This is a genomic window from Variovorax sp. RCC_210 (assembly GCF_041355175.1).
Taxonomy (GTDB): Bacteria; Pseudomonadota; Gammaproteobacteria; order Burkholderiales; family Burkholderiaceae_C; genus Variovorax.
Map to the genome: position 1 here is coordinate 286,481 of NZ_JBFUPJ010000002.1, position 19,747 is coordinate 306,227.

Here is a 19,747-nt window from a genome sequence, read left to right on the forward strand (position 1 = left end):
GAAATTACCGCGGGAGGGCGGCGCATGGACCAGCTCAAGGCGATGCGCGCCTTTCAACGCATCGCGCAGGCCAGCAGCCTGACGGCGGCGGCGCAGTCGCTGGGCACCACGCATTCCAGCCTGTCGCGCCAATTGCAGGCGCTGGAGACCTCGCTGGGCGCGCAGCTGGTGCGGCGCGACACGCGCGGCATCACGCTGACCGAGGCGGGGCAGCGCTACCTGACGGCCTGCGCCGACATTCTTTCGCGGCTCGACGCGGCGCATGCCGATGTGGCCTCGAACGCCACCGCGCCCACCGGCACGCTGAAGGTGAGCATGCCGCTGGCCATCGCCACGCTCGACCTGCCCGAGTGGCTGCCGGCTTTCCAGGCGCGGCACGCCGGCCTGCGGCTGGAGGTGACGAGCACTGACCGCTTCACCCGGCTGGTGGCCGAAGGCATCGACGTGGCGCTGCGCATCAGCGCCGGGCTGGAAGACACCTCGCTCATGGCGCGCACGCTCGCGGTCTCCGACATGGTGCTGGTCGCGGCGCCGCGCTACCTCGTGGCGCACGGCCTGCCGCGCACCCCGGAAGACCTGGCGCACCACCAGTGCCTGCAGCACAACGGGCCCGAGAGCCCCGCGCACTGGACGCTGCACCTGCAAGGCGGCGGACAGCAGGCGTTCAGGCCCGGCGCGCGCTTCGCCTGCGACACCGTCACCGCGTTGTACGCGGCGGCCCGGTGCGGCAGCGGCATCGCGGCCTTCACATGGCACACGGTGCGCGCCGACCTGCACTCGGGCGCGCTGGTGCGCGTGCTGCCGCAGGTCACGCTCGGGCAACGCACGTACGCGGCGCTGTACCCGCGCACGCGGCACGTGCCGCCGGCGGTGCGTGCCTTTGTCGACTTCATGGCCGAGCACTACCGCCAGGGACCCGCCCCGCACGGATAGCCCTCGGCTATGACGGCCATTGCCACGCCGTCCTCGACAGGCCACCGGGCGCCCTTTAATAATCAAAGCACTTTCTTTGATTAATAATGGACGTCGTATGAACAAGCAATCAAGGGCGTGGCTGGGTACCGGCCTTGCGACCGTGGTGGTGGGAGGCGCCGGCTATGGGCTTATCGCGAAGCCCGCGCCGGCCCATGCGCAGGGCGGCGGCATGCCGCCGGCCAAGGTGGCGGTGGCCGCCGCGAAGAAGACCGAGGTGGCGCGCTTCCTGAGCGGCATCGGCACGCTGGAGGCCAACCGCCAGGTCGAGGTGCCGGCCGAGGTGGAGGGGCGCGTGGCGAAGATCCTCTTCACGCCCGGCGGCGAAGTGCGCGCCGGCCAGTTGCTGGTGCAGCTGAACGACGCGCCCGAGCAAGGCGACCTCGAGCGCCTTGCCGCGCAGCGCGCCAATGCCCGCGCGCTGCTGGAGCGCACGCGCCGCCTGCTGCCGCAGCAGGCCGCCACGCAGGAGCAGCTCGAACAGGCGCAGGCCGCCTTCGACCAGGCCAGCGGCGAGCTGAAGCGCGCGCAGGCGATGCGCGAGCAGAAGCAGGTCAAGGCGCCGTTCGACGGCGTGCTGGGCATTCGCCGCGTCAACCTCGGGCAGTTCGTGCGCGCGGGCGATGCGCTGGTGTCGCTCACCGACGCCCGCGCGCTGTTCGCCAACCTCACGCTGCCCGAGACCGCGCTGCCCGTGCTCAAGCGCAACCAGCAGGTGGCGCTCTCGGTCGACGCGTACCCGGGGCGCGTGTTCCAGGCCCGGCTGAGCACCATCGAGCCGCAGATCGGCACCGACACGCGCACCGTGCGCCTGCAGGCCACGGTGGACAACGCCGACGGCGCGCTCACGCCCGGCATGTTCGTCAACGGCAAGGTCGCCCTGCCCGCGCGCGCCGACGCCATCACCGTGCCCGAGACCGCGCTCACCTACAGCACGCACGGCGACTCGGTGTTCGTGGTGCGCGCCGCCGAGAAGGGCGAGGGCTTCACCGCGCAGCAGGTGTTCGTGAAGGCCGGCGACCGGCAGGACGGCCACGTGGTCATCGAGAAAGGCCTCGCGCCCGGCGACAAGGTCGTCACCTCGGGCCAGCTGCGGCTGTACACCGGCGCCGCCGTGGCGCCGACCGAGAAGGACACGCTGGCGCTGCAGGAGCCCCGGTCATGAAGTTCACCGACCTCTTCGTGCGCCGGCCGGTGCTGGCGCTGGTGGTGAGCACGCTCATCCTGCTGCTGGGCGCGCGTGCGCTGGGCGACCTGCCGGTGCGGCAGTACCCGCTCACCGAAAGCACCACGCTCACCATCACCACGCAGTACCCGGGCGCCTCGCCGGAGCTGATGCAGGGCTTTGTCACGCAGCCCATCGCGCAGGCGGTGGCGACCATCGAGAACGTCGACTACCTGTCGTCGTCTTCCACGCTGGGGCGCAGCGTGATCAGCGTGCGCATGAAGCTCAACGCCGACGCCAACCAGGCGCTCACGCAGGCGATGGCGCAGGTCAGCCAGGTGAAGTACCGGCTGCCGGCCGAGGCCTTCGACCCGGTCATCCTGAAGTCGTCGGGCGAGGCCACGGCCGTGGCCTACGTGGGCTTCTCGAGCAAGACCATGCCGATGCCCGCGCTCACCGACTACCTGTCGCGCGTGGTGCAGCCGCAGTTCGCGTCCATCACGGGCGTGTCGGGCGTGGAGGTGTCGGGCGGGCAGACGCTGGCGATGCGCGTGTGGCTGGACCCCAACCGCATGGCCGCGCGCGGCATCTCGGCCGGCGAGCTGGCCGACGCGCTGCGCCAGAACAACGTGCAGGCCGCGCCGGGGCAGGTGAAGGGGCTGTACGTGGTGTCGAACATTCGCGTGAACACCGACCTGGTGAACGTGGCGGAGTTCCGCGACATGGTCGTCAAGCGCGACGGTGAAGCCCTGGTGCGCCTGGGCGACGTGGCCACGGTGGAGCTGGGTGCCGCCAGCGCCGACAGCAGCGCCACCATGGACGGCGTGCCCGCCATCTACCTGGGCCTGCAGGCCGCGCCCAACGGCAACCCGCTGGTGATCGTGAAGCGCATTCGCGACCTGCTGCCCGGCATCAGGCAGAACCTGCCGCCGGGCGTGGAAGTGCAGCTGCCCTTCGAGCTGGCGCGCTTCATCGAGGCGTCGATCGATGAGGTGCAGAAGACGCTGCTGGAGGCCATCGCCATCGTGGTGCTGGTGATCTTCCTGTGCCTGGGCTCGCTGCGCGCGGTGCTCATTCCGGTGGTGACCATTCCGCTGTCGATGCTGGGCGCCGCGGCGCTGATGCTGCTGTTCGGCTTCAGCATCAACCTGCTGACCTTGCTGGCGATGGTGCTGGCCATCGGGCTGGTGGTGGACGACGCCATCGTGGTGGTGGAGAACGTGCACCGCCACATCGAGGAGGGCAAGTCGCGCGTGCAGGCCGCGTTGATCGGCGCGCGCGAAGTGGCCGGCCCGGTGATCGCGATGACGCTCACGCTGGCCGCGGTGTACGCGCCCATCGGCCTCATGGGCGGGCTCACGGGTTCGCTCTTCAAGGAGTTCGCCTTCACGCTGGCCGGCGCGGTGGTGGTGTCGGGCGTGATCGCGCTCACGCTGTCGCCGGTGATGAGTTCGTTCCTGCTGCCGCGGGACGCGACGGGCAGCCGCATGGCGCGCGCGGCGGAGGCTTTCTTCCACCGCCTGTCGACGGGCTATGGCCGGCTGCTCGACGTGTCTCTGCGCCACCGCTGGGTGACGGGCGTGTTCGCGGCCGTGGTGCTGGCGAGCCTGCCCTTGCTGTACAACGCGGCGCAGCGCGAGCTGGCGCCGGGCGAAGACCAGGCCATGGTGCTCACGGCCATCAAGTCGCCGCAGCACGCCAACATCGACTACGTGGAGAAGTTCGGCAAGAAGTGGGACGAGGTGTTCGCCGCGCTGCCCGAGAACACGGGGCGCTGGCTCATCAACGGCTCCGACGGCGTGGCCAACAGCATCGGCGGCGTGCAGCTCTCCGACTGGAAAGACCGCCAGCGCAACGCCGACCAGATCCAGGGCGACACGCAGGGCCGCATGAACGACGTGGAAGGCAGCAGCGTGTTCGCCTTTCAGCTCCCCTCGCTGCCGGGCTCGACCGGCGGGCTTCCGGTGCAGATGGTGATCCGCAGCGCGGGCGACCACGCCAGCGTGTTCGAGGCGATGGAAACGCTGAAGAAGGCGGCGCGCGACAGCGGCAAGTTCGCCGTGGTCGACAGCGACCTGGAGTTCAACAACCCCACGGTCGAGATCCGCGTGGACCGCGCCAAGGCCAACAGCATGGGCGTGACCATGAAGGCCATCGGCGACACGCTGGCGGTGCTGGTGGGCGAGAACTACCTCAACCGCTTCGGCATGGACGGCCGCTCTTACGACGTGATTCCGCAGTCGCCGCGCGAACAGCGCCTGACGGCCGAGGCGCTGGCGCGCTACTTCGTGAAGAGCGCCAGCGGCCAGAGCGTGCCGCTGGCCAACCTGGTGCAACTGTCGACCAGCGTGGGGCCCAACAAGCTCACGCAGTTCAACCAGCTCAACGCATCGACCTTCCAGGCCATTCCGATGCCGGGCGTGACCATGGGCGACGCGGTGGCCTTCCTGAGCGACGAGGCGAAGAAGCTGCCCGCGGGCTTCAGCTACGACTGGCAGTCGGACGCGCGGCAGTTCACGCAGGAAGGCTCGGCGCTGGTGATGGCCTTCGTGTTCGCCATCGTGGTGATCTACCTGGTGCTGGCGGCGCAGTACGAGAGCCTGCGCGACCCGCTGATCATCCTGATCAGCGTGCCGATGTCGATCTGCGGCGCGCTGGTGCCGCTGGCGCTGGGCTTCGGCACCATCAACATCTACACGCAGATCGGGCTGGTGACGCTCATCGGGCTCATCAGCAAGCACGGCATCCTGATGGTGGAGTTCGCCAACGAGATCCAGATGCACGAGGGACTCGACCGGCTCGCCTCGATCGAAGAGGCCGCGCGCATCCGGCTGCGCCCCATCCTGATGACCACGGCCGCGATGGTGATGGGCCTGGTGCCGCTGCTGTTCGCCAGCGGCGCGGGCGCCAACAGCCGCTTCAGCATCGGGCTGGTGATCGTGGTCGGCATGCTGGTGGGCACGCTGTTCACGCTGTTCGTGCTGCCCACCATGTACACGCTGCTGGCGCGCGACCACCGCCCGGCCAGCCAATCGCAACGCGCGGCCGAACTCCACGCACTGACCGAAGGCGCATGACCATGAACCGGCTTTTTTCCCGTGCAACGCCTTTCGCATTGAGCGCGCTCGTGCTCGCCGGCTGCGCGGTCGGCCCGACCTACACCGCGCCGGTGGAGGCGCCGGTCGCCATCTCGGCGCCCGAGCGCTCGCTGTTCGCGAGCGACGCGGTGCAGCGCGACTGGTGGCGCCAGCTCGACGATGCGCAGCTCGATGCGCTCATCGAGCGCGCGCTGGCCGGCAACCACGACATCCGCATCGCGCAGGCCCGCCTGCTCGAGGCCCGCGCCACGCAGGCCGAGGCCGAGCTCGACCGGCTGCCGGTGGTGACCGCGGGCGCGAGCAAGACGCGCGGCATCGCGCAGGGCAACAGCGCCGCGCAGCCCGATGTGCGTTCGCTGTCGCAGAGCAGCCGCGCGGGCTTCGACGCCTCGTGGGAAATCGACCTGTTCGGGCGGCTGAAGCGGCTCGACGACGCCGCCACTGCGCGCACCGAGGCGAGCGCGGCCGACCTGGCGCAGGTGCGCCTCGTGGCCGTGGCCGAGCTGGCGCGCAACTACTACGAGATGCGCGGCGCCGAGCAGCGCATGGCCGTGACGCGCCGCACGCTCGACAGCCTGCGCGGAAGCCTGCGCGTGACCGAGGCGCAGGTGCGCACCGGCCGCGCGCTCGAAGGCGACCTGGCCAGCGCGCAGGCCAACCTGGCGACCACCGAGAGCCAGCTGCCCGCGCTGGAAACCACGCGCCGGCAGGCCGCCTACCGCGTCGCGGTGCTGGCCGGCCTCCGCCCCGCGGAGCTCGCGCCGATGCTGCAGCCGCGCGCCTTGCACGTGCTCGACAAGCGCCTGCCCATCGGCGACCTGGGCGAGCTGCTGCGCCGCCGCCCCGACGTGCTGCGCGCCGAGCGCGGGCTGGCGGCCAGCACGGCCGACGTGGGCGCGGTCACGGCCGAGCTGTACCCGCGCTTCGACATCGGCGGCTTCCTGGGCTTCGTGGCGCTGCGCGGCGCGGACCTGGGCAGCGGGTCGAGCCGGGCCTTCAGCGTGACGCCGGGCGTGAGCTGGCCGGCCCTGCGCCTGGGTTCGGTGAAGGCCCGCGTGCGTGGCGCCGAGGCCCGTGCCGAAGGCGACCGCGCGCTGTACGAGCAGACCGTGCTGCGCGCCATCGAAGACGTCGAAGGCGCGCTCACCGGCTACGGCCAGAACCAGCTGCGGCTTCAGCGGCTGGCCGAGGCATCGGCACGCAGCGCGCGCGCCGCCGAGCTGGCCGAGGTGCGCTACCGCGAAGGCGCCGCGCCCTACCTGAGCGTGCTCGACGCGCAGCGCACCCTGCTGCGCGCGCAGGACGCGGTGGCCGAGGCCGAGACCGCCTCGTACACCAGCCTGGTCGCGCTGTACAAGGCGCTGGGGGGCGGCTGGCAAGCACCCCACGATGCCAAGGGAGACGCAAGCACCTGACAATGGCCCTGTTTTCCTCCACGACCGAACTCGCCATGTCCGCACCAGATGCCAAGCCCGCCTGGATGCCGCACCAGCCGGCAGACCGCATCCTCTCCACGCTCAAGACGCGGGGCGCGCTCGGCATTCCCGACATCGCCAAGGTGCTGAACGTGACCGTGGAGGCGGTGCGCCAGCAGATGGCCAAGCTCGAGACAGAGGGCCTGGTCGACGCCGAGAGCCGCTCCAGCGGCCGCGGCCGGCCCACGCAGATCTGGCGGCTCACCGGCGAAGGCCACAAGCGCTTTCCCGACACCCACGCCGAGATGACGGTGCAGATGATCAGCGCCGTCATCAGCGTGTTCGGCGAGAAGGGCATGGACCAACTCATCGGCGCGCGCGAGGCCGTCATGCGCGCCAACTACAAGGAGGCCATGCGCGGCGCGCGCAGCCTGAAGACGCGGCTGGAGCGGCTGGCGGAGATTCGCAGCCGCGAGGGCTACATGGCCGAGTTCAGGGCCGAGGTCAAAGCAGACGGGGACGGCCAGGAAGACCCCGGCCAGAGCTTTCTCTTCATCGAGAACCACTGCCCCATCTGCACCGCGGCGCAGGCCTGCACCGGCTTTTGCCGCAGCGAACTCCAGCTCTTCGACGAGGTGCTGGGGCCCGACGTGAGCGTGAGCCGCGTCGAGCACGTGCTGGCGGGCGCGCGGCGCTGCGCCTACCGGGTCGAACCGAAGGCGAGCGCGCCCTGAGCGGCACTTGGCCCCCGCCTTTTCGCTTTACTTTTTCTCTCCCTGTTTTTCAACAACCCCAAAGGAAACCACGATGGAACACAAGCTCCCACCCCTGCCCTACGCGCTCGACGCACTGGCACCCGAGTACTCGCAGGAAACCCTCGAGTACCACTACGGCAAGCACCACAACGCCTACGTGGTGAACCTCAACAACCTGCAGAAGGGCACCGAGTTCGAATCGATGACGCTCGAGGAGATCATCAAGAAGTCGAGCGGCGGCATCTACAACAACTCGGCCCAGATCTGGAACCACACCTTCTTCTGGAACTGCATGAAGCCCCAGGGCGGCGGTGCACCGACCGGCGCGCTGGCCAAGGCCATCGATGCCAAGTGGGGCAGCTACGACGCGTTCAAGGAAGCCTTCGTGAAGTCGGCCGTGGGCAACTTCGGCTCGGGCTGGACGTGGCTGGTGAAGAAGGCCGACGGTTCGGTGGACATCGTGAACACCGGCGCCGCCGGCACGCCGCTGACGACTGCGGACACCGCGCTGCTGACCGTGGACGTCTGGGAGCACGCCTACTACATCGACTACCGCAACCTGCGCCCGAAGTTCGTCGAGACCTTCCTGGCCAAGCTGGCCAACTGGGACTTCGCGGCCAAGAACTTCGGCTGATCGACCTGCGGCAACCGGTCGACGGCCGATCAGCCGTTGATCAGGTTCAGGATGTTTCCGTCCGGGTCCTTGAACCAGGCGACCTTCATGTCTCCCATGACATGGACGTCGCCGACCAGTTGCGTGTCGGGCATGTCGTAGTGCTCGAAGCGCACGCCCTTGGCCTTCAGCGCGGCCACGATGCGCTCGAGGTCGCCGTCGACCTGCCAGGTGACGGCCGTGGCCTGGTTGGTGCCCGCGAACTGCGAGCGGTACACGTTGATGCGCGTGCCGCCGCTGCGGTAGACGATGACTTCGTCGCCCTCCGTTTTGTGCTGCACCAGGCCCAGCGTGTCTTCGTAGAAGCGGCGGGCCACGGCGAGGTCTTTCACCGCCAGGTTGGCGACCGCGTCGATGTTTGCGAGCATGAGCGTCTCCTTCGACAAGAATACTCAACCGATCGGTGAAGTATTTGCCTCGCGCGGCGCCGTGTCAAGGCACCGTGTCAGGCACCGTGTCAAAGCGCCATGCCGCCGTGTGTCGGCCCCCGCGTGTCGATACGGGCCCCATCTCGAATGAAGAAAACCCCTTGGCGCGCCTTGCGGCACACTGCACCCCCGGTGCAGTGAAGACGACCACTGCACGAGCGAACCGCCCCCTACAAAGAGACAACCCATGATCCGCAGACACCTCGGCACGCTGGCCATTGCATTGGCCCTTCCTCTCACGTTCTCGCTCGCCCTCACGGCCACCGCCCACGCCCAGGGCGCGGCCTACCCGGCCAAGCCCATCCGCATGATCGTGCCCTTCCCGCCCGGCGGCGGCACCGACATCCTGGCGCGCCTGGTGGCCCAGAAGCTCACCGAGACCGTGCACTGGACCGTGGTGCCCGACAACCGTGCCGGCGCCGGCGGCACCATCGGCATCGCCGAGGCGGCGCGCTCGGCGCCCACGGGCTACGACATCGTGATGGGCCAGAAGGACAACATGGTCGTCGCGCCCTGGCTCTACAAGAACCTGAGCTACAACCCGGTGAAGGACCTGACCGCCGTGGCCCACGTGGCCTACACGCCGGTGGTGATCGTCACGCAGGCCAACTCCAAGTTCAAGTCGCTGGACGACGTGGTGAAGGCCGCGCGCGCCGCGCCCGACACCATCACCTACGGTTCGCCCGGCAACGGCACCACCATCCACCTGGCCGGCGAGATCTTCAACAGCGCCGCCAAGATCAAGATGCGCCACGTGCCCTACAAGGGTTCCAACGCGGCCATGATGGACGTGCTGGCGGGCAACGTCGACCTGATGGTGTCGTCGGTGCCCTCGGCCATGGCGCAGATCAAGGCGGGCAAGCTGCGTCCGCTGGCCGTCACCTCGGCCAAGCGCAGCACCTCGCTGCCCGACACGCCCACCGTGGCCGAGCTCGGCTACAAGGACTTCGATGTGAGCACCTGGTACGGCGTGTTCGTGCCGGCCAAGACGCCCAAGGACGTGGTCGCCACGCTGAACGCCGAGATCAACAAGCTGCTGGCCACGCCCGAGATGCAGGCGGCCATCATCGCCCAGGGCGCGGAGCCGCAGAGCATGACGCCCGAGAAGTTCGGCGCGCTGCTGAAGACCGACTACGAGAAGTGGAAGGGCATCGTGCAAGCCTCGGGCGCGACAATCGAATAACGCCCCGCGCCGCAGAATGGTGTCTCCAGAACAAGCCGCACCGACGGCATGGAGACACCGATGGTTCTTTCGCCTTCCCGTACTTTCCATTCTTCGCACGCGCTTCTGAAGACAGCCGCGGTGGCCGCGGCGGTCGCGTTCATTCAAGGCTGCGCGCAGGCGCCGGTTGCGGGCGCTTCCGCGCCCAGCGATGCGTCGGTCGCATCGCACGTCGCCGCCGCCACGCGCTCCGCCGGCAGCGACCTCGGCGCGCTGCTCGCGCTGTGCAAGCCCGCCCCCTCCACGCGGCCGGCGCAGGCCGAGCTCGACAGGAGCCTCACCGCGCTCATCGACAAGCCCGCGCCGCCGCCCGGCAAGGCCTTCGACAACCTCTACTTCGTGGGCGCCGACTGGGTGAGCGCCTGGGCGCTGAAGACCTCGGACGGCATCATCCTCATCGATGCGCTGAACAACCAGGTGGAGGCGGCCGCGCTCATCGAGGGCGGCATGCGCAAGCTGGGCCTGGACCCGGCGCAGATCAAGTACGTGGTGGTCACGCACGGCCACGGCGACCACTACGGCGGCGTGCCCTACCTCGCGCAGAAATACGGCGCGCGCGTGGTCATGAGCGAGGCCGACTGGACGATGACCGAGACCCGGCTGGAGTTCGCCACGCCGATCTGGGGCGCGCCGCCCAAGCGCGGCCCGCGCGACCTGTCGGTGAAAGATGGCGACCGCCTCACGCTGGGCGACACCACCGTCACGCTGTACCTCACGCCGGGACACACCATGGGCACGCTCTCGCCGGTGTTCGACGTGCGCGCGGGCGGGCAGGTGCACCGCGCCATGCTGTGGGGCGGCACGTCGTTCAACTTCGGCAACAACGTGCCGCGCCTGGGCAGCTACATCGACGCCACGCGGCGCATGGGCACGCTGGCGCAGGCGCAGAAGATCGACGTGCTGGTGTCGAACCACTCGGGCTTCGATGGCTCGCAGGCCAAGCTCGCGGCGCTGCGGCAGCAGCCGGCGGCGGCAAACCCGTTCGTGCTGGGGACGCCGACGGTGGAGCGGGCGTTGAATGCGATGGGGGAATGCGCGCAGGCGCAGCGTGACCGGTTTGCGATGCAGAAGTGATCGTCCGAGAGAGCGCGCGTGCGAACCGCGGCTCTTGCTCCCTCTCCCCTCGGGGAGAGGGCTGGGGTGAGGGTGGCGGCAATGAAGACTGAGCGATGTTGTCGGGCCGCCGGCCCTCACCCTGACCCTCTCCCCAGGGGGAGAGGGGACAAGCCCACGAAGGCCGCACTCAGTCCGGCACGAACTTCGTATTGAAGATATCCACGTCCGTCTCCAGCTCGAACGTCGCCACCTGCCCCATCTTCCCGTCGCTCATCCTGCACGCCGAGAACAGGCTGAAGCGGCCCTTGAAATAGAACTCGTCCATCACGATCAGCGCGTACGGGTACGGCACGAAGACCTGGTGCTCGAAGATGACGCGGTGCACGTTCCGCGGCGACGGAAAGAGCTTGTAGTCGTTGGTGTCTATCGACTTGGCGGTGGCCATGGTGTGCTGCCGTTTCTTGCGTGAGGGTGCCGTTCAGGCCGGGTCGCGCACGTCGGCCACGGGGTTCGCGCCGAAGTCTTCGCGCGCCAAGTACTTCAGCACCTTGGCCGCGGCCGTGGCGGGGCTGTCGAGCATGCCTTCGTTCTTCATCTTCTCGAAGCGCGTGCGGTCCGGAAACTTCTCGGCCGAGGCGCCGCGCAGCTGCACCTGCATGTCGGTGTCGATCACGCCGGGCGCCAGCGAGACGATGCGCGCGCCGTTCGGCGCTTGCGCCTCCTCGAGCGCCACGGCGCGCGAGAAGTGGTCCATGCCGGCCTTGGCGCCGCAGTACGGCGCCTGGCTGCCCATGGCGTTGCGGCCCAGGCCCGACGAGATGTTCAGCACCTTGCGCGCGCCGCGCCATTCGCGCGTGGCGCCCAGGAACGCGGAGGTCAGCAGCATCGGCGCCTCCAGCCCGATGCGCAGCGCCAGCGACAGCTCGGCGGCCACCGCGCTCGACAGGGGCGCGGGGTTGCCCACGGTGCCGGCGTTGTTGATGAGCGTGACGCTGTCGAAGCGCTGGCCGTCCAGCGTCTTCAGCCAGTCCGACAGGCGCGCCGCGGCGGCCACGGGGTCGGACAGGTCCTGCTCCCATTGCGTGAGCTCGGCGCCGGCGGCCTCGGCCCTGCCGGCCAGCGCCGCGAGCTCGGGGTTCTGCTTGCGCGAAATGCCCAGCACCACGTGGCCGGCCTGCAGCAGCTGTTCGGCCATGGCCTGGCCCAGGCCCCGCGAGGCGCCGGTGATGAGGGTGAGGTGGGAAGCGGTCATCTGGAAAAGTCTTTCTGGAACGAAGGCGGCAAGGGTAAGGGCAATCGAATAACGGCGCGGCGCGCTCAGCCGGTCTTGAACTGCTTGCGCAAGAAGGCGCGGTGGCGCGCGATGTGCTGCAGCTGCGCGGGCGCGACGGTGCCGCCCAGGTCGACCTCGTCCGCGCCGTTGAGCACGGCGTTGGCGTTGTCCATGGCACGCGCCACCACCTCCTGCTCGCTCACGCCGAGCTGCGCCGCCAGGTCGAGCGCCACGCGGCGCATGGCGCGCTGCGACAGCATCCACATGGCGCCGAAGCGGTCCCAGGCGAGCGCGGCCTCGTCGGCGTTCTCGCGGTCGGCCAGGATCTCGGCGAGCGGCTTGGCCAGCACCTGGTGGAGCGCGTCGAGCTGCTCGGTGAGCTGCTCGTTGCGCTCGATGGCTTCCTCGAGCGTGGGGCCGTCGGGCTTTGGTTTGACCTTGGCGGTTTCGGGCGGCGGGATGAAAGCGGCCTGCGCATCGGCGGGCACGATCTGGATCTGGTCTTCGAGGCTCATTGGGTTTCCATTTCAGCGGTGCTGTTCGCGGCGCTGCCCGCAGCAGGGTTCGCGGAGGGGTTTGCCGCGGGGTTGTTCTTCTTGTTCGACATCGCGCTCACGCGCAGGCCCGGCAGGTCGAGCACGCGCAGGCCACCGTACTCCACGCGGATCAACCCCTGCGCCGAGAGGCCGTTCAGCGCCTCGTTCACGCGCTGGCGCGACAGGCCCACCAGGTACGCCAGCTCCTGCTGCGTGATGCGCAGCACCTCGCCCACGCCCGGGTACAGCACCGGGTTGAACAGCGACACCAGGTTGCGCGCCACGCGGGCGTCGGGGTTGTTGAGGCGGTCGATTTCCAGCGCCGCGATGAACTGGCCGAGCCGCTCGTTGAGCTGGTTCATCACGAAGCGGTTGAAGCCGATGGAGTGGTCCAGCAGCCAGTGGAAGCTCTCGATGGGCAGGCCCGCCACCACGCTGCGGCGCAGCGCCTGGATGTTGTAGCGGTAGGGCTCGCGCTTCATCACCGTGCCTTCGCCGAACCAGCCGCCGGGCGGCACGCCGGTGTAGGTGACCGAGCCGCCGTCGGCGTTGTCGTTGCTCATCTTCAGGAGCCCCTCGACCACGCCGAACCAGTAGGTGGGCGAGCGCCCGACGCGGCACACCAGGTCGCCGGGCTCGGCCTCGCCCACCACCAGCGTGGCCTCGGCGCGGCGGCGCTCGGCGGGCGTGAGCGTGTGCAGCCAGGGAATGCTGCCGAGCTCGGCGCCGTTGGGGGGACGCACGCGGTCCTTGATGGAACCGCCGAGCACGTTGTTGGAGGAAAGGTTGCCAGCAGGCATCGGGAAACTCCGGGGAGTAGTGTCCCTAGGATTGTCGTTGGAACGACAACCGGGCGTCAAAGTGAGACCTACGATCCGCCCACTGTGCAAACTACCGCCCCCACCTTCCCCCGTCTGCTGCTCGCGCATGCCGAGGCCCGACCCGAATCGCCCGCCGTGCGCGAGAAGGACCTCGGCATCTGGCAAACCTGGACCTGGAACGCCGTGGCGCAGGAAGTGCGCGAAATGGCCTGCGGCCTGGCGAGCCTCGGCTTCAAGGCCTTCGACAACCTGGCCATCGTGGGCGCCAACCGCCCGCACCTGTACATGGCGGTGGTCGCCGCGCAGAGCCTGCGCGGCGTGCCCGTGCCGCTGTACCAGGACGCGGTGGCCGGCGAGATGGTCTTCATGCTGCAGGACGCCGCCATCGAGTTCGTGGTCGTCGAAGACCAGGAGCAGGTCGACAAGCTGCTGGAGTGCCGCGAGCTGCAGAAAGAGCGCTACCCCTGCATCCGCCACATCATCTACGACGACCCCAAGGGCCTGCGCCACTACGACCAGCCCGGGCTCGTCAGCTACGAGCAGCTGCGCGCGCTGGGCCGCGAGTTCGACAAGGCCAACTTGGGCTACTACGACCGCGCGGTGGCCGCCGGCGAGGCGACCGACGTGGGCGTCATCCTCTACACCTCGGGCACCACCGGGCGGCCCAAGGGCGTGTGCCAGACGCATGCGAGCTTCATCGCGGCGGGCCGCGGCGGCGTGGAGACCGACCGGCTCGGCCCCGGCGACGACATCATGAGCTACCTGCCGATGGCGTGGGTGGGCGACCACCTGTTCTCGGTGGCGCAGTGGCTGGTGGGCGGCTTCACGCTGAACTGCCCCGAGTCGAGCGAGACGGTGATGAACGACATGCGCGAGATCGGCCCGAGCTACTACTTCGGCCCGCCGCGCACCTTCGAAGGGCTGCTCACGGCGGTGTCCATCCGCATGGAAGACGCGGCCGCGCCCAAGCGCTGGCTGTACGCGAAGTTCATGGCGCTGGCGCAGCGCGTGGGCGCCGACATCCTGAACGGCGCGCCCGTGAGCGCGGGCGACCGCCTGATGTATGCCTTGGGCAACCTGCTGGTCTATGGGCCGCTGCGCAACGTGCTGGGCATGAGCCGCATCCGCGTGGCGTACACCGCGGGCGCGGCCATCGGGCCCGACCTGTTCCGCTTCTACCGCTCCATCGGCGTGAACCTGAAGCAGTTCTACGGCCAGACCGAGACCTGCGCCTACGTGTGCCTGCAGCAGGACGGCAAGGTCAAGCTGCAGACCGTGGGCACCGCCGCGCCGGGCATCGAGCTGAAGATCTCGGACGACGGCGAGGTGCTGGTGCGCGGCGTGTCGGTGCTCAAGGAGTACTATAAGCGCCCCGACGCCACCGCCGAGGTGCTGGACGCCAATGGCTACTTCCACACCGGCGACGCGGGCGTGCTCGACAGCGAAGGGCACCTGCGCATCATCGACCGCGCCAAGGACGTGGGCAAGCTCGTGGGCGGCGCCATGTTCGCGCCCAACTACATCGAGAACAAGCTCAAGTTCTTCCCGCAGATCAAGGAAGCGGTGTGCTTCGGCAACGGGCGCGACGAGGTGTGCGCGGCCATCAACATCGACTTCGAGGCGGTGGGCAACTGGGCCGAGCGGCGCGGGCTGGCCTACGGCGGCTACGTCGACCTGGCGGGCAAGCCCGACGTGCTGGCGCTCATTGCCGAGTGCATCGGCAAGGTCAACGCCGACCTCGCGGGCGAGGACGGCATGGGCGAGACGCAGATCGCGCGCTTCCTGGTGCTGCACAAGGAACTCGACCCCGACGACGACGAGCTCACCCGCACGCGCAAGGTGCGCCGCGGCTTCATCGCCGAGAAATATGCGGTGCTGCTCGAGGCGCTGTACGGCGGCAAGACCGAGCAGTTCATCGAGACGCAGGTCAAGTTCGAGGACGGCCGCACGGGCGCGGTGAGCGCCACGCTGAAGATCGTCGAGGCGAAGACCTTTCCCATCGTGAAGGCAGCGGCATGAGCGCGCGAAAGACCGGCGACGTCATCCTCGACGTGCAGAACATCTCGCTGAGCTTCGGCGGCGTGAAGGCGCTGACGGACATCAGCTTCAACGTGCGCGAGCACGAGGTGCGGGCCATCATCGGGCCGAACGGCGCGGGCAAGAGCTCGATGCTGAACTGCATCAACGGCGTGTACTGGCCGCAGCAGGGCTCCATCACCTTCCGCGGCCAGACCTTCAAGCACATGAACTCGCGCCAGGTGGCCGAGATGGGCGTGGCGCGCACCTTCCAGAACCTGGCGCTGTTCAAGGGCATGAGCGTGCTCGACAACATCATGACGGGGCGCAACCTGAAGATGAAGAGCGGCCTGCTCGCGCAGGCATTGCGCTGGGGCCCGGCCGAACGCGAAGAGCTGCGCCACCGCGAGTTCGTCGAGCACATCATCGACTTCCTGGAGATCCAGCCGCACCGCAAGACGCCGGTGGGCCGCCTGCCCTACGGCCTGCAGAAGCGCGTGGACCTGGGCCGCGCGCTGGCCATGGAGCCGCAGGTGCTGCTGCTGGACGAGCCCATGGCCGGCATGAACGTGGAAGAAAAGCAGGACATGAGCCGCTTCATCCTCGACGTGAACGACGAGTTCGGCGCCACCATCGTTCTCATCGAGCACGACATGGGCGTGGTGATGGACATCTCCGACCGCGTGGTGGTGCTGGACTACGGCAAGAAGATCGGCGACGGCACGCCCGACGAGGTTCGGAACAACGAAGACGTGATCCGGGCTTATCTCGGCGCGGAACACTAGGAACGGCGGGCCCCATGGGTTTCTTTCTCGAAACGATTTTCGGCGGCTTGATGGCCGGCATGCTCTACGCGCTGGTGGCGCTGGGCTTCGTGCTGATCTTCAAGGCCTCGGGCGTCTTCAACTTCGCGCAGGGCGCGATGGTGCTGTTCGCCGCGCTCGCGATGGCGCGCTTCGCCGAATGGATACCGAAGTGGCTGGGCTTCCAGAGCGTGGTGCTGGGCGCCGTGCTCGGCTTCATCGCCGCGGCGGCGTGCATGGTGGTGGTGGCCTGGCTCATCGAGCGGCTCGCGCTGCGCCGGCTGGTCAACCAGGAGGGCATCACGCTGCTCATGGCCACGCTGGGCATCTCGTACGTGCTCGACGGCGCGGGGCAGCTGATTTTCGGCAGCGCCACCTACAAGATCGACATCGGCATGCCCAAGGACCCGCTGCTAGTGCTGGAGAACGTGTTCGAAGGCGGCCTGCTTCTGAGCAAGGAAGACCTCTACGCGGCCGTGATCGCCGCGGCGCTGGTGGTGGCGCTGACGCTGTTCTTCCAGAAGACGAGCACCGGCCGCGCCCTGCGCGCGGTGGCCGACGACCACCAGGCCGCGCAGTCGATCGGCATTCCGCTGGCGCGCATCTGGGTCATCGTGTGGTCCATCGGCGGCATCGTCGCGCTGGTCGCGGGAATGATCTGGGGCAGCAAGCTGGGCGTGCAGTTTTCCATCTCGCTGGTGGCGCTGAAGGCGTTTCCGGTGGTGATCCTGGGCGGCCTGACCTCGGTGCCCGGCGCCATCCTGGGCGGGCTGATCATCGGCACGGGCGAGAAGGTGTCGGAGATCTACCTGGGCCCGTTCCTGGGCGGCGGCATCGAGAACTGGTTTGCCTACGTGCTCGCGCTGGCGGTGCTGCTGGTCAGGCCGCAGGGCCTGTTCGGCGACAAGATCATCGACCGCGTCTAAAGGCACACAAAGATGTTCTACAGAGAAAACGGCCAATTCAAGAGCAGCTACCGCGCCGACCTTGCGCTGTTCCCGGTGGCGCAAGACCGCTGGGCCATGCTGGCGCTGGCGGCCATTGCCTTCGTGGCGGTGCCGCTGCTGGCCAGCGACTACAGCTTTCGCGCGGTGCTCATTCCCTTCCTCATCCTGGCGCTGGCCGCCATCGGGCTGAACGTGCTGGTGGGCTATTGCGGGCAGATCTCGCTGGGCACCGGCGCCTTCATGGCGGTGGGCGCCTATGCGGCCTACAACCTGCAGGTGCGCATCGAGGGCATGCCGCTGCTGGTGGCGCTCATCGGCGGCGGGCTGGCGGCCACGGTGGTGGGGGTGCTGTTCGGCATACCCAGCCTGCGCATCCGCGGGCTGTACCTGGCGGTGGCCACGCTGGCCGCGCAGTTCTTCATGGACTGGTTCACCAACCGCGTGAAGTGGGTCACCAACGATTCGTCCTCGGGCTCGGTGAGCGTGAACTCGCTGCAGATGCTGGGCTACGAGTTCAACACGCCCACGCAGAAGTACCTGCTGTGCCTGAGCCTGGTGGTGGTGTTCGCGCTGCTGGCCAAGAACCTGGTGCGCGGCGCCATCGGGCGCGAATGGATGGCCATGCGCGACATGGACGTGGCCGCCTCGGTGATCGGCATTCGCCCGGTGTACGCCAAGCTCACGGCCTTCGCGGTGAGCAGCTTCATCGTCGGCGTGGCCGGCGCGCTCTGGGGCTTCGTGCACCTGGGCGCGTGGGAGCCCGCGGCCTTCGGCATCGACAAGTCGCTGCAGCTGCTGTTCATGATCATCATCGGCGGGCTGGGCTCCATTGCCGGCAGCTTCTTCGGCGCGGCCTTCATCGTGCTGCTGCCGCTGCTGCTGAACTACGTGCCGCACTGGCTGGGGCTGTCGATTTCGACGGCCACCGCGTCGCACCTGGAACACATGATCTTCGGCGCGCTCATCGTGTTCTTCCTGATCGTCGAGCCGCACGGCCTGGCGCGGCTGTGGTCCACCGCGCGGCAGAAGCTGCGGCTGTGGCCCTTCCCGCACTGACCCCCGGCACCCAGCTACCGCATCCGGTTACCGCATCCCGTTTCACCACGCACTCACGTGCTCAATAAAAGGAGACAAGCCATGCAATTCAGGAAACTCGCACGCACCGCGGCACTTGCCGCTGCGGGGCTTTCGATGGCCGTCGCGGGCTCGCTCGCGCAGGCCCAGCCGGCCGAGCAGTTCGTGCCGCTGCTGGTCTACCGCACCGGCCAGTTCGCACCGCTGGGCATTCCATGGGCCGACGGCAAGCAGGACTACCTGAAGCTGGTGAACGCGCGCGACGGCGGCGTCAACGGCGTGAAGCTCACGTACGAAGAATGCGAAACCGCCTACGACGCGGCCAAGGGCGTGGAGTGCTACGAGCGCCTGAAGGCCAAGGGCTCGGGCGCCTCGGGCTTCGACACGCAGTCCACCGGCATCACCTTCGCGGTGACCGACAAGGCCTTCGTCGACAAGGTGGTCGTCGAGACCCCGGGCTACGGCCTGTCGCAGTCGGCCGACGGCACGGTGTTCGAGTGGAACTTTCCACTGCTGGGCACCTACTGGACCGCGGCCGACGTGATGATCCAGGACATCGCGAAGAAGGAGAAGGGCAACCTCAAGGGCAAGAAGATCGCGCTGGTCTACCACGACTCGCCGTACGGCAAGGAACCGATTCCGCTGCTGCAGAAGCGCGCCGCGGCCGAAGGCTTCGAGCTCTCGCTGTTCCCGGTCACGCCGCCCGGCGTGGAGCAGAAGTCGACCTGGCTGCAGATTCGCCAGCAGAAGCCCGACTACGTGCTGTTCTGGTCGGCCGGCGTGATGACGCCCGCCGGCATTCGCGAGGCGCAGGCCAGCGGCTACCCGCGCGAGAAGATCTACGCGGTGTGGTGGGCCGGCTCCGACCATGACGTGAAGGACATCGGCGCCGGCGCCAAGGGCTACAACGCCATCACGCTGCACAACAGCGCGGCCAAGGACAAGGTGCACGACGACCTGAAGAAGCTGGTGTACGACAAGGGCCAGGGCACCGGCCCGGCCGACGGCATCGGCTCCATCGCGCACACCCGCGGCATGATGATCTCGATGCTGCAGGTGGAGGCGATCCGCACCGCGCAGGAAAAGTACGGCAAGGGCAAGCCGCTGTCGCCCGAGCAGGTGCGCTGGGGCTTCGAGAACCTGAACCTCACGGCCGACAAGCTCAAGGCGCTGGGCTTCGGCGAAGTCATGCGGCCGGTGAAGACCTCGTGCAGCAACCACATGGGCGACGACTGGGCGCGCATCGTGCAGTGGGACGGCGGCAAGTGGGAGATCAAGTCGGACTGGTACCAATCGGACAAGACCCACATCGACCCGCTGGTGAAGGAATACGCGGCCAAGTACGCGAAGGACAAGAACGTCAAGCCGCGCGCCTGCTCGTAAGGCGCCGCACGGGGGCTGCGCGCGGCGCGGCCCTCCCCGTCGGCTCCGTCGCGAGCCGGCATCTGAAAGGCGGGCCTGCGCACGACCACGACCGCCTTCCACATGCTTCG

The 19,747-nt window shown here is 68.6% G+C and carries 18 protein-coding genes; 13 read left to right on the top strand and 5 right to left on the bottom strand.

The window, feature by feature from the left end:
* Positions 1-24: 24 nt before the first annotated feature.
* The 6 genes from AB6807_RS09335 (at position 25) to AB6807_RS09360 (ending at position 8,039) form a co-directional block, all read left to right on the top strand.
* A complete protein-coding gene (locus tag AB6807_RS09335) occupies positions 25-933 on the top strand; it encodes a LysR family transcriptional regulator (RefSeq protein WP_371084349.1) in 909 nt (302 codons plus the stop codon).
* 97 nt (positions 934-1,030) lie between these two features.
* Positions 1,031-2,137, top strand: coding sequence for an efflux RND transporter periplasmic adaptor subunit (locus AB6807_RS09340; RefSeq protein WP_371084350.1), 1,107 nt, complete (start codon positions 1,031-1,033; stop codon positions 2,135-2,137).
* Positions 2,134-5,214, top strand: coding sequence for a MexW/MexI family multidrug efflux RND transporter permease subunit (locus AB6807_RS09345; RefSeq protein ID WP_371084351.1), 3,081 nt, complete (start codon positions 2,134-2,136; stop codon positions 5,212-5,214). The genes AB6807_RS09340 and AB6807_RS09345 overlap by 4 nt, the downstream gene beginning before the upstream one ends.
* Positions 5,211-6,650: an efflux transporter outer membrane subunit gene (locus tag AB6807_RS09350; protein ID WP_371084352.1), complete on the top strand. Its 1,440-nt coding sequence runs from the start codon at positions 5,211-5,213 to the stop codon at positions 6,648-6,650. The genes AB6807_RS09345 and AB6807_RS09350 overlap by 4 nt, the downstream gene beginning before the upstream one ends.
* Before the next feature lie 35 nt (positions 6,651-6,685).
* Complete coding sequence (locus AB6807_RS09355) at positions 6,686-7,384, top strand: helix-turn-helix transcriptional regulator (RefSeq protein WP_371084353.1); 699 nt, start codon at positions 6,686-6,688, stop codon at positions 7,382-7,384.
* A gap of 73 nt (positions 7,385-7,457) precedes the next feature.
* Positions 7,458-8,039, top strand: a complete 582-nt coding sequence (locus tag AB6807_RS09360) for a superoxide dismutase (RefSeq protein ID WP_371084354.1) — start codon at positions 7,458-7,460, stop codon at positions 8,037-8,039.
* 29 nt (positions 8,040-8,068) lie between these two features.
* On the opposite strand, the gene AB6807_RS09365 is transcribed toward AB6807_RS09360, so the two are convergent.
* On the bottom strand, positions 8,069-8,446 hold the full coding sequence (locus AB6807_RS09365; protein ID WP_371084355.1) for a VOC family protein: 378 nt from the start codon (positions 8,444-8,446) through the stop codon (positions 8,069-8,071).
* 247 nt (positions 8,447-8,693) lie between these two features.
* Here AB6807_RS09365 and AB6807_RS09370 point away from each other — a divergent pair, with 247 nt between their 5' ends.
* Both AB6807_RS09370 and AB6807_RS09375 read left to right on the top strand, forming a co-directional pair.
* On the top strand, positions 8,694-9,689 hold the full coding sequence (locus tag AB6807_RS09370; RefSeq protein ID WP_116910237.1) for a tripartite tricarboxylate transporter substrate binding protein: 996 nt from the start codon (positions 8,694-8,696) through the stop codon (positions 9,687-9,689).
* A gap of 120 nt (positions 9,690-9,809) precedes the next feature.
* Positions 9,810-10,802, top strand: a complete 993-nt coding sequence (locus AB6807_RS09375; protein WP_371084356.1) for an MBL fold metallo-hydrolase — start codon at positions 9,810-9,812, stop codon at positions 10,800-10,802.
* 169 nt (positions 10,803-10,971) lie between these two features.
* On the opposite strand, the gene AB6807_RS09380 is transcribed toward AB6807_RS09375, so the two are convergent.
* The 4 genes from AB6807_RS09380 to AB6807_RS09395 all read right to left on the bottom strand — a co-directional run bounded on the left by AB6807_RS09380 (position 10,972) and on the right by AB6807_RS09395 (position 13,393).
* Complete coding sequence (locus AB6807_RS09380) at positions 10,972-11,229, bottom strand: hypothetical protein (RefSeq protein WP_116910239.1); 258 nt, start codon at positions 11,227-11,229, stop codon at positions 10,972-10,974.
* Positions 11,230-11,262: 33 nt separating this feature from the next.
* Positions 11,263-12,036, bottom strand: coding sequence for an SDR family NAD(P)-dependent oxidoreductase (locus tag AB6807_RS09385; protein ID WP_371084357.1), 774 nt, complete (start codon positions 12,034-12,036; stop codon positions 11,263-11,265).
* Between the two features lie 65 nt (positions 12,037-12,101).
* Positions 12,102-12,572 (bottom strand): hypothetical protein, encoded by a 471-nt coding sequence (locus AB6807_RS09390; RefSeq protein ID WP_371084358.1) that lies wholly within the window; start codon positions 12,570-12,572, stop codon positions 12,102-12,104.
* Complete coding sequence (locus AB6807_RS09395) at positions 12,569-13,393, bottom strand: Crp/Fnr family transcriptional regulator (RefSeq protein ID WP_371084359.1); 825 nt, start codon at positions 13,391-13,393, stop codon at positions 12,569-12,571. The genes AB6807_RS09390 and AB6807_RS09395 overlap by 4 nt, the downstream gene beginning before the upstream one ends.
* An 84-nt stretch (positions 13,394-13,477) precedes the next feature.
* On the opposite strand from AB6807_RS09395, the gene AB6807_RS09400 reads away from it, so the two are divergent.
* The 5 genes from AB6807_RS09400 to AB6807_RS09420 all read left to right on the top strand — a co-directional run bounded on the left by AB6807_RS09400 (position 13,478) and on the right by AB6807_RS09420 (position 19,637).
* Positions 13,478-15,433, top strand: a complete 1,956-nt coding sequence (locus AB6807_RS09400) for a long-chain fatty acid--CoA ligase (protein ID WP_371084360.1) — start codon at positions 13,478-13,480, stop codon at positions 15,431-15,433.
* Positions 15,430-16,215: an ABC transporter ATP-binding protein gene (locus AB6807_RS09405; protein ID WP_116910243.1), complete on the top strand. Its 786-nt coding sequence runs from the start codon at positions 15,430-15,432 to the stop codon at positions 16,213-16,215. Before AB6807_RS09400 ends, AB6807_RS09405 begins: the two co-directional genes overlap by 4 nt.
* A gap of 14 nt (positions 16,216-16,229) precedes the next feature.
* Positions 16,230-17,159: a branched-chain amino acid ABC transporter permease gene (locus AB6807_RS09410; protein WP_371084361.1), complete on the top strand. Its 930-nt coding sequence runs from the start codon at positions 16,230-16,232 to the stop codon at positions 17,157-17,159.
* 12 nt (positions 17,160-17,171) lie between these two features.
* Positions 17,172-18,236, top strand: a complete 1,065-nt coding sequence (locus AB6807_RS09415) for a branched-chain amino acid ABC transporter permease (RefSeq protein WP_116910245.1) — start codon at positions 17,172-17,174, stop codon at positions 18,234-18,236.
* 81 nt (positions 18,237-18,317) lie between these two features.
* Entirely contained in the window at positions 18,318-19,637 is a 1,320-nt protein-coding gene (locus AB6807_RS09420; RefSeq protein ID WP_116910246.1) for an ABC transporter substrate-binding protein, read from the top strand.
* The last annotated feature ends 110 nt before the right edge of the window (positions 19,638-19,747 follow it).

Excerpts from the sequence above, each read along its gene's own strand:
- AB6807_RS09390 (WP_371084358.1), bottom strand. The coding sequence starts at position 12,572 with ATGAGCCTCGAAGACCAGATCCAGATCGTGCCCGCCGATGCGCAGGCC.
- AB6807_RS09405 (WP_116910243.1), top strand. The coding sequence starts at position 15,430 with ATGAGCGCGCGAAAGACCGGCGACGTCATCCTCGACGTGCAGAACATC.
- AB6807_RS09370 (WP_116910237.1), top strand. The coding sequence starts at position 8,694 with ATGATCCGCAGACACCTCGGCACGCTGGCCATTGCATTGGCCCTTCCT.
- AB6807_RS09340 (WP_371084350.1), top strand. The coding sequence starts at position 1,031 with ATGAACAAGCAATCAAGGGCGTGGCTGGGTACCGGCCTTGCGACCGTG.
- AB6807_RS09365 (WP_371084355.1), bottom strand. The coding sequence starts at position 8,446 with ATGCTCGCAAACATCGACGCGGTCGCCAACCTGGCGGTGAAAGACCTC.
- AB6807_RS09355 (WP_371084353.1), top strand. The coding sequence starts at position 6,686 with ATGTCCGCACCAGATGCCAAGCCCGCCTGGATGCCGCACCAGCCGGCA.
- AB6807_RS09380 (WP_116910239.1), bottom strand. The coding sequence starts at position 11,229 with ATGGCCACCGCCAAGTCGATAGACACCAACGACTACAAGCTCTTTCCG.
- AB6807_RS09395 (WP_371084359.1), bottom strand. The coding sequence starts at position 13,393 with ATGCCTGCTGGCAACCTTTCCTCCAACAACGTGCTCGGCGGTTCCATC.
- AB6807_RS09335 (WP_371084349.1), top strand. The coding sequence starts at position 25 with ATGGACCAGCTCAAGGCGATGCGCGCCTTTCAACGCATCGCGCAGGCC.
- AB6807_RS09360 (WP_371084354.1), top strand. The coding sequence starts at position 7,458 with ATGGAACACAAGCTCCCACCCCTGCCCTACGCGCTCGACGCACTGGCA.
- AB6807_RS09420 (WP_116910246.1), top strand. The coding sequence starts at position 18,318 with ATGCAATTCAGGAAACTCGCACGCACCGCGGCACTTGCCGCTGCGGGG.
- AB6807_RS09350 (WP_371084352.1), top strand. The coding sequence starts at position 5,211 with ATGACCATGAACCGGCTTTTTTCCCGTGCAACGCCTTTCGCATTGAGC.
- AB6807_RS09415 (WP_116910245.1), top strand. The coding sequence starts at position 17,172 with ATGTTCTACAGAGAAAACGGCCAATTCAAGAGCAGCTACCGCGCCGAC.
- AB6807_RS09385 (WP_371084357.1), bottom strand. The coding sequence starts at position 12,036 with ATGACCGCTTCCCACCTCACCCTCATCACCGGCGCCTCGCGGGGCCTG.
- AB6807_RS09410 (WP_371084361.1), top strand. The coding sequence starts at position 16,230 with ATGGGTTTCTTTCTCGAAACGATTTTCGGCGGCTTGATGGCCGGCATG.
- AB6807_RS09345 (WP_371084351.1), top strand. The coding sequence starts at position 2,134 with ATGAAGTTCACCGACCTCTTCGTGCGCCGGCCGGTGCTGGCGCTGGTG.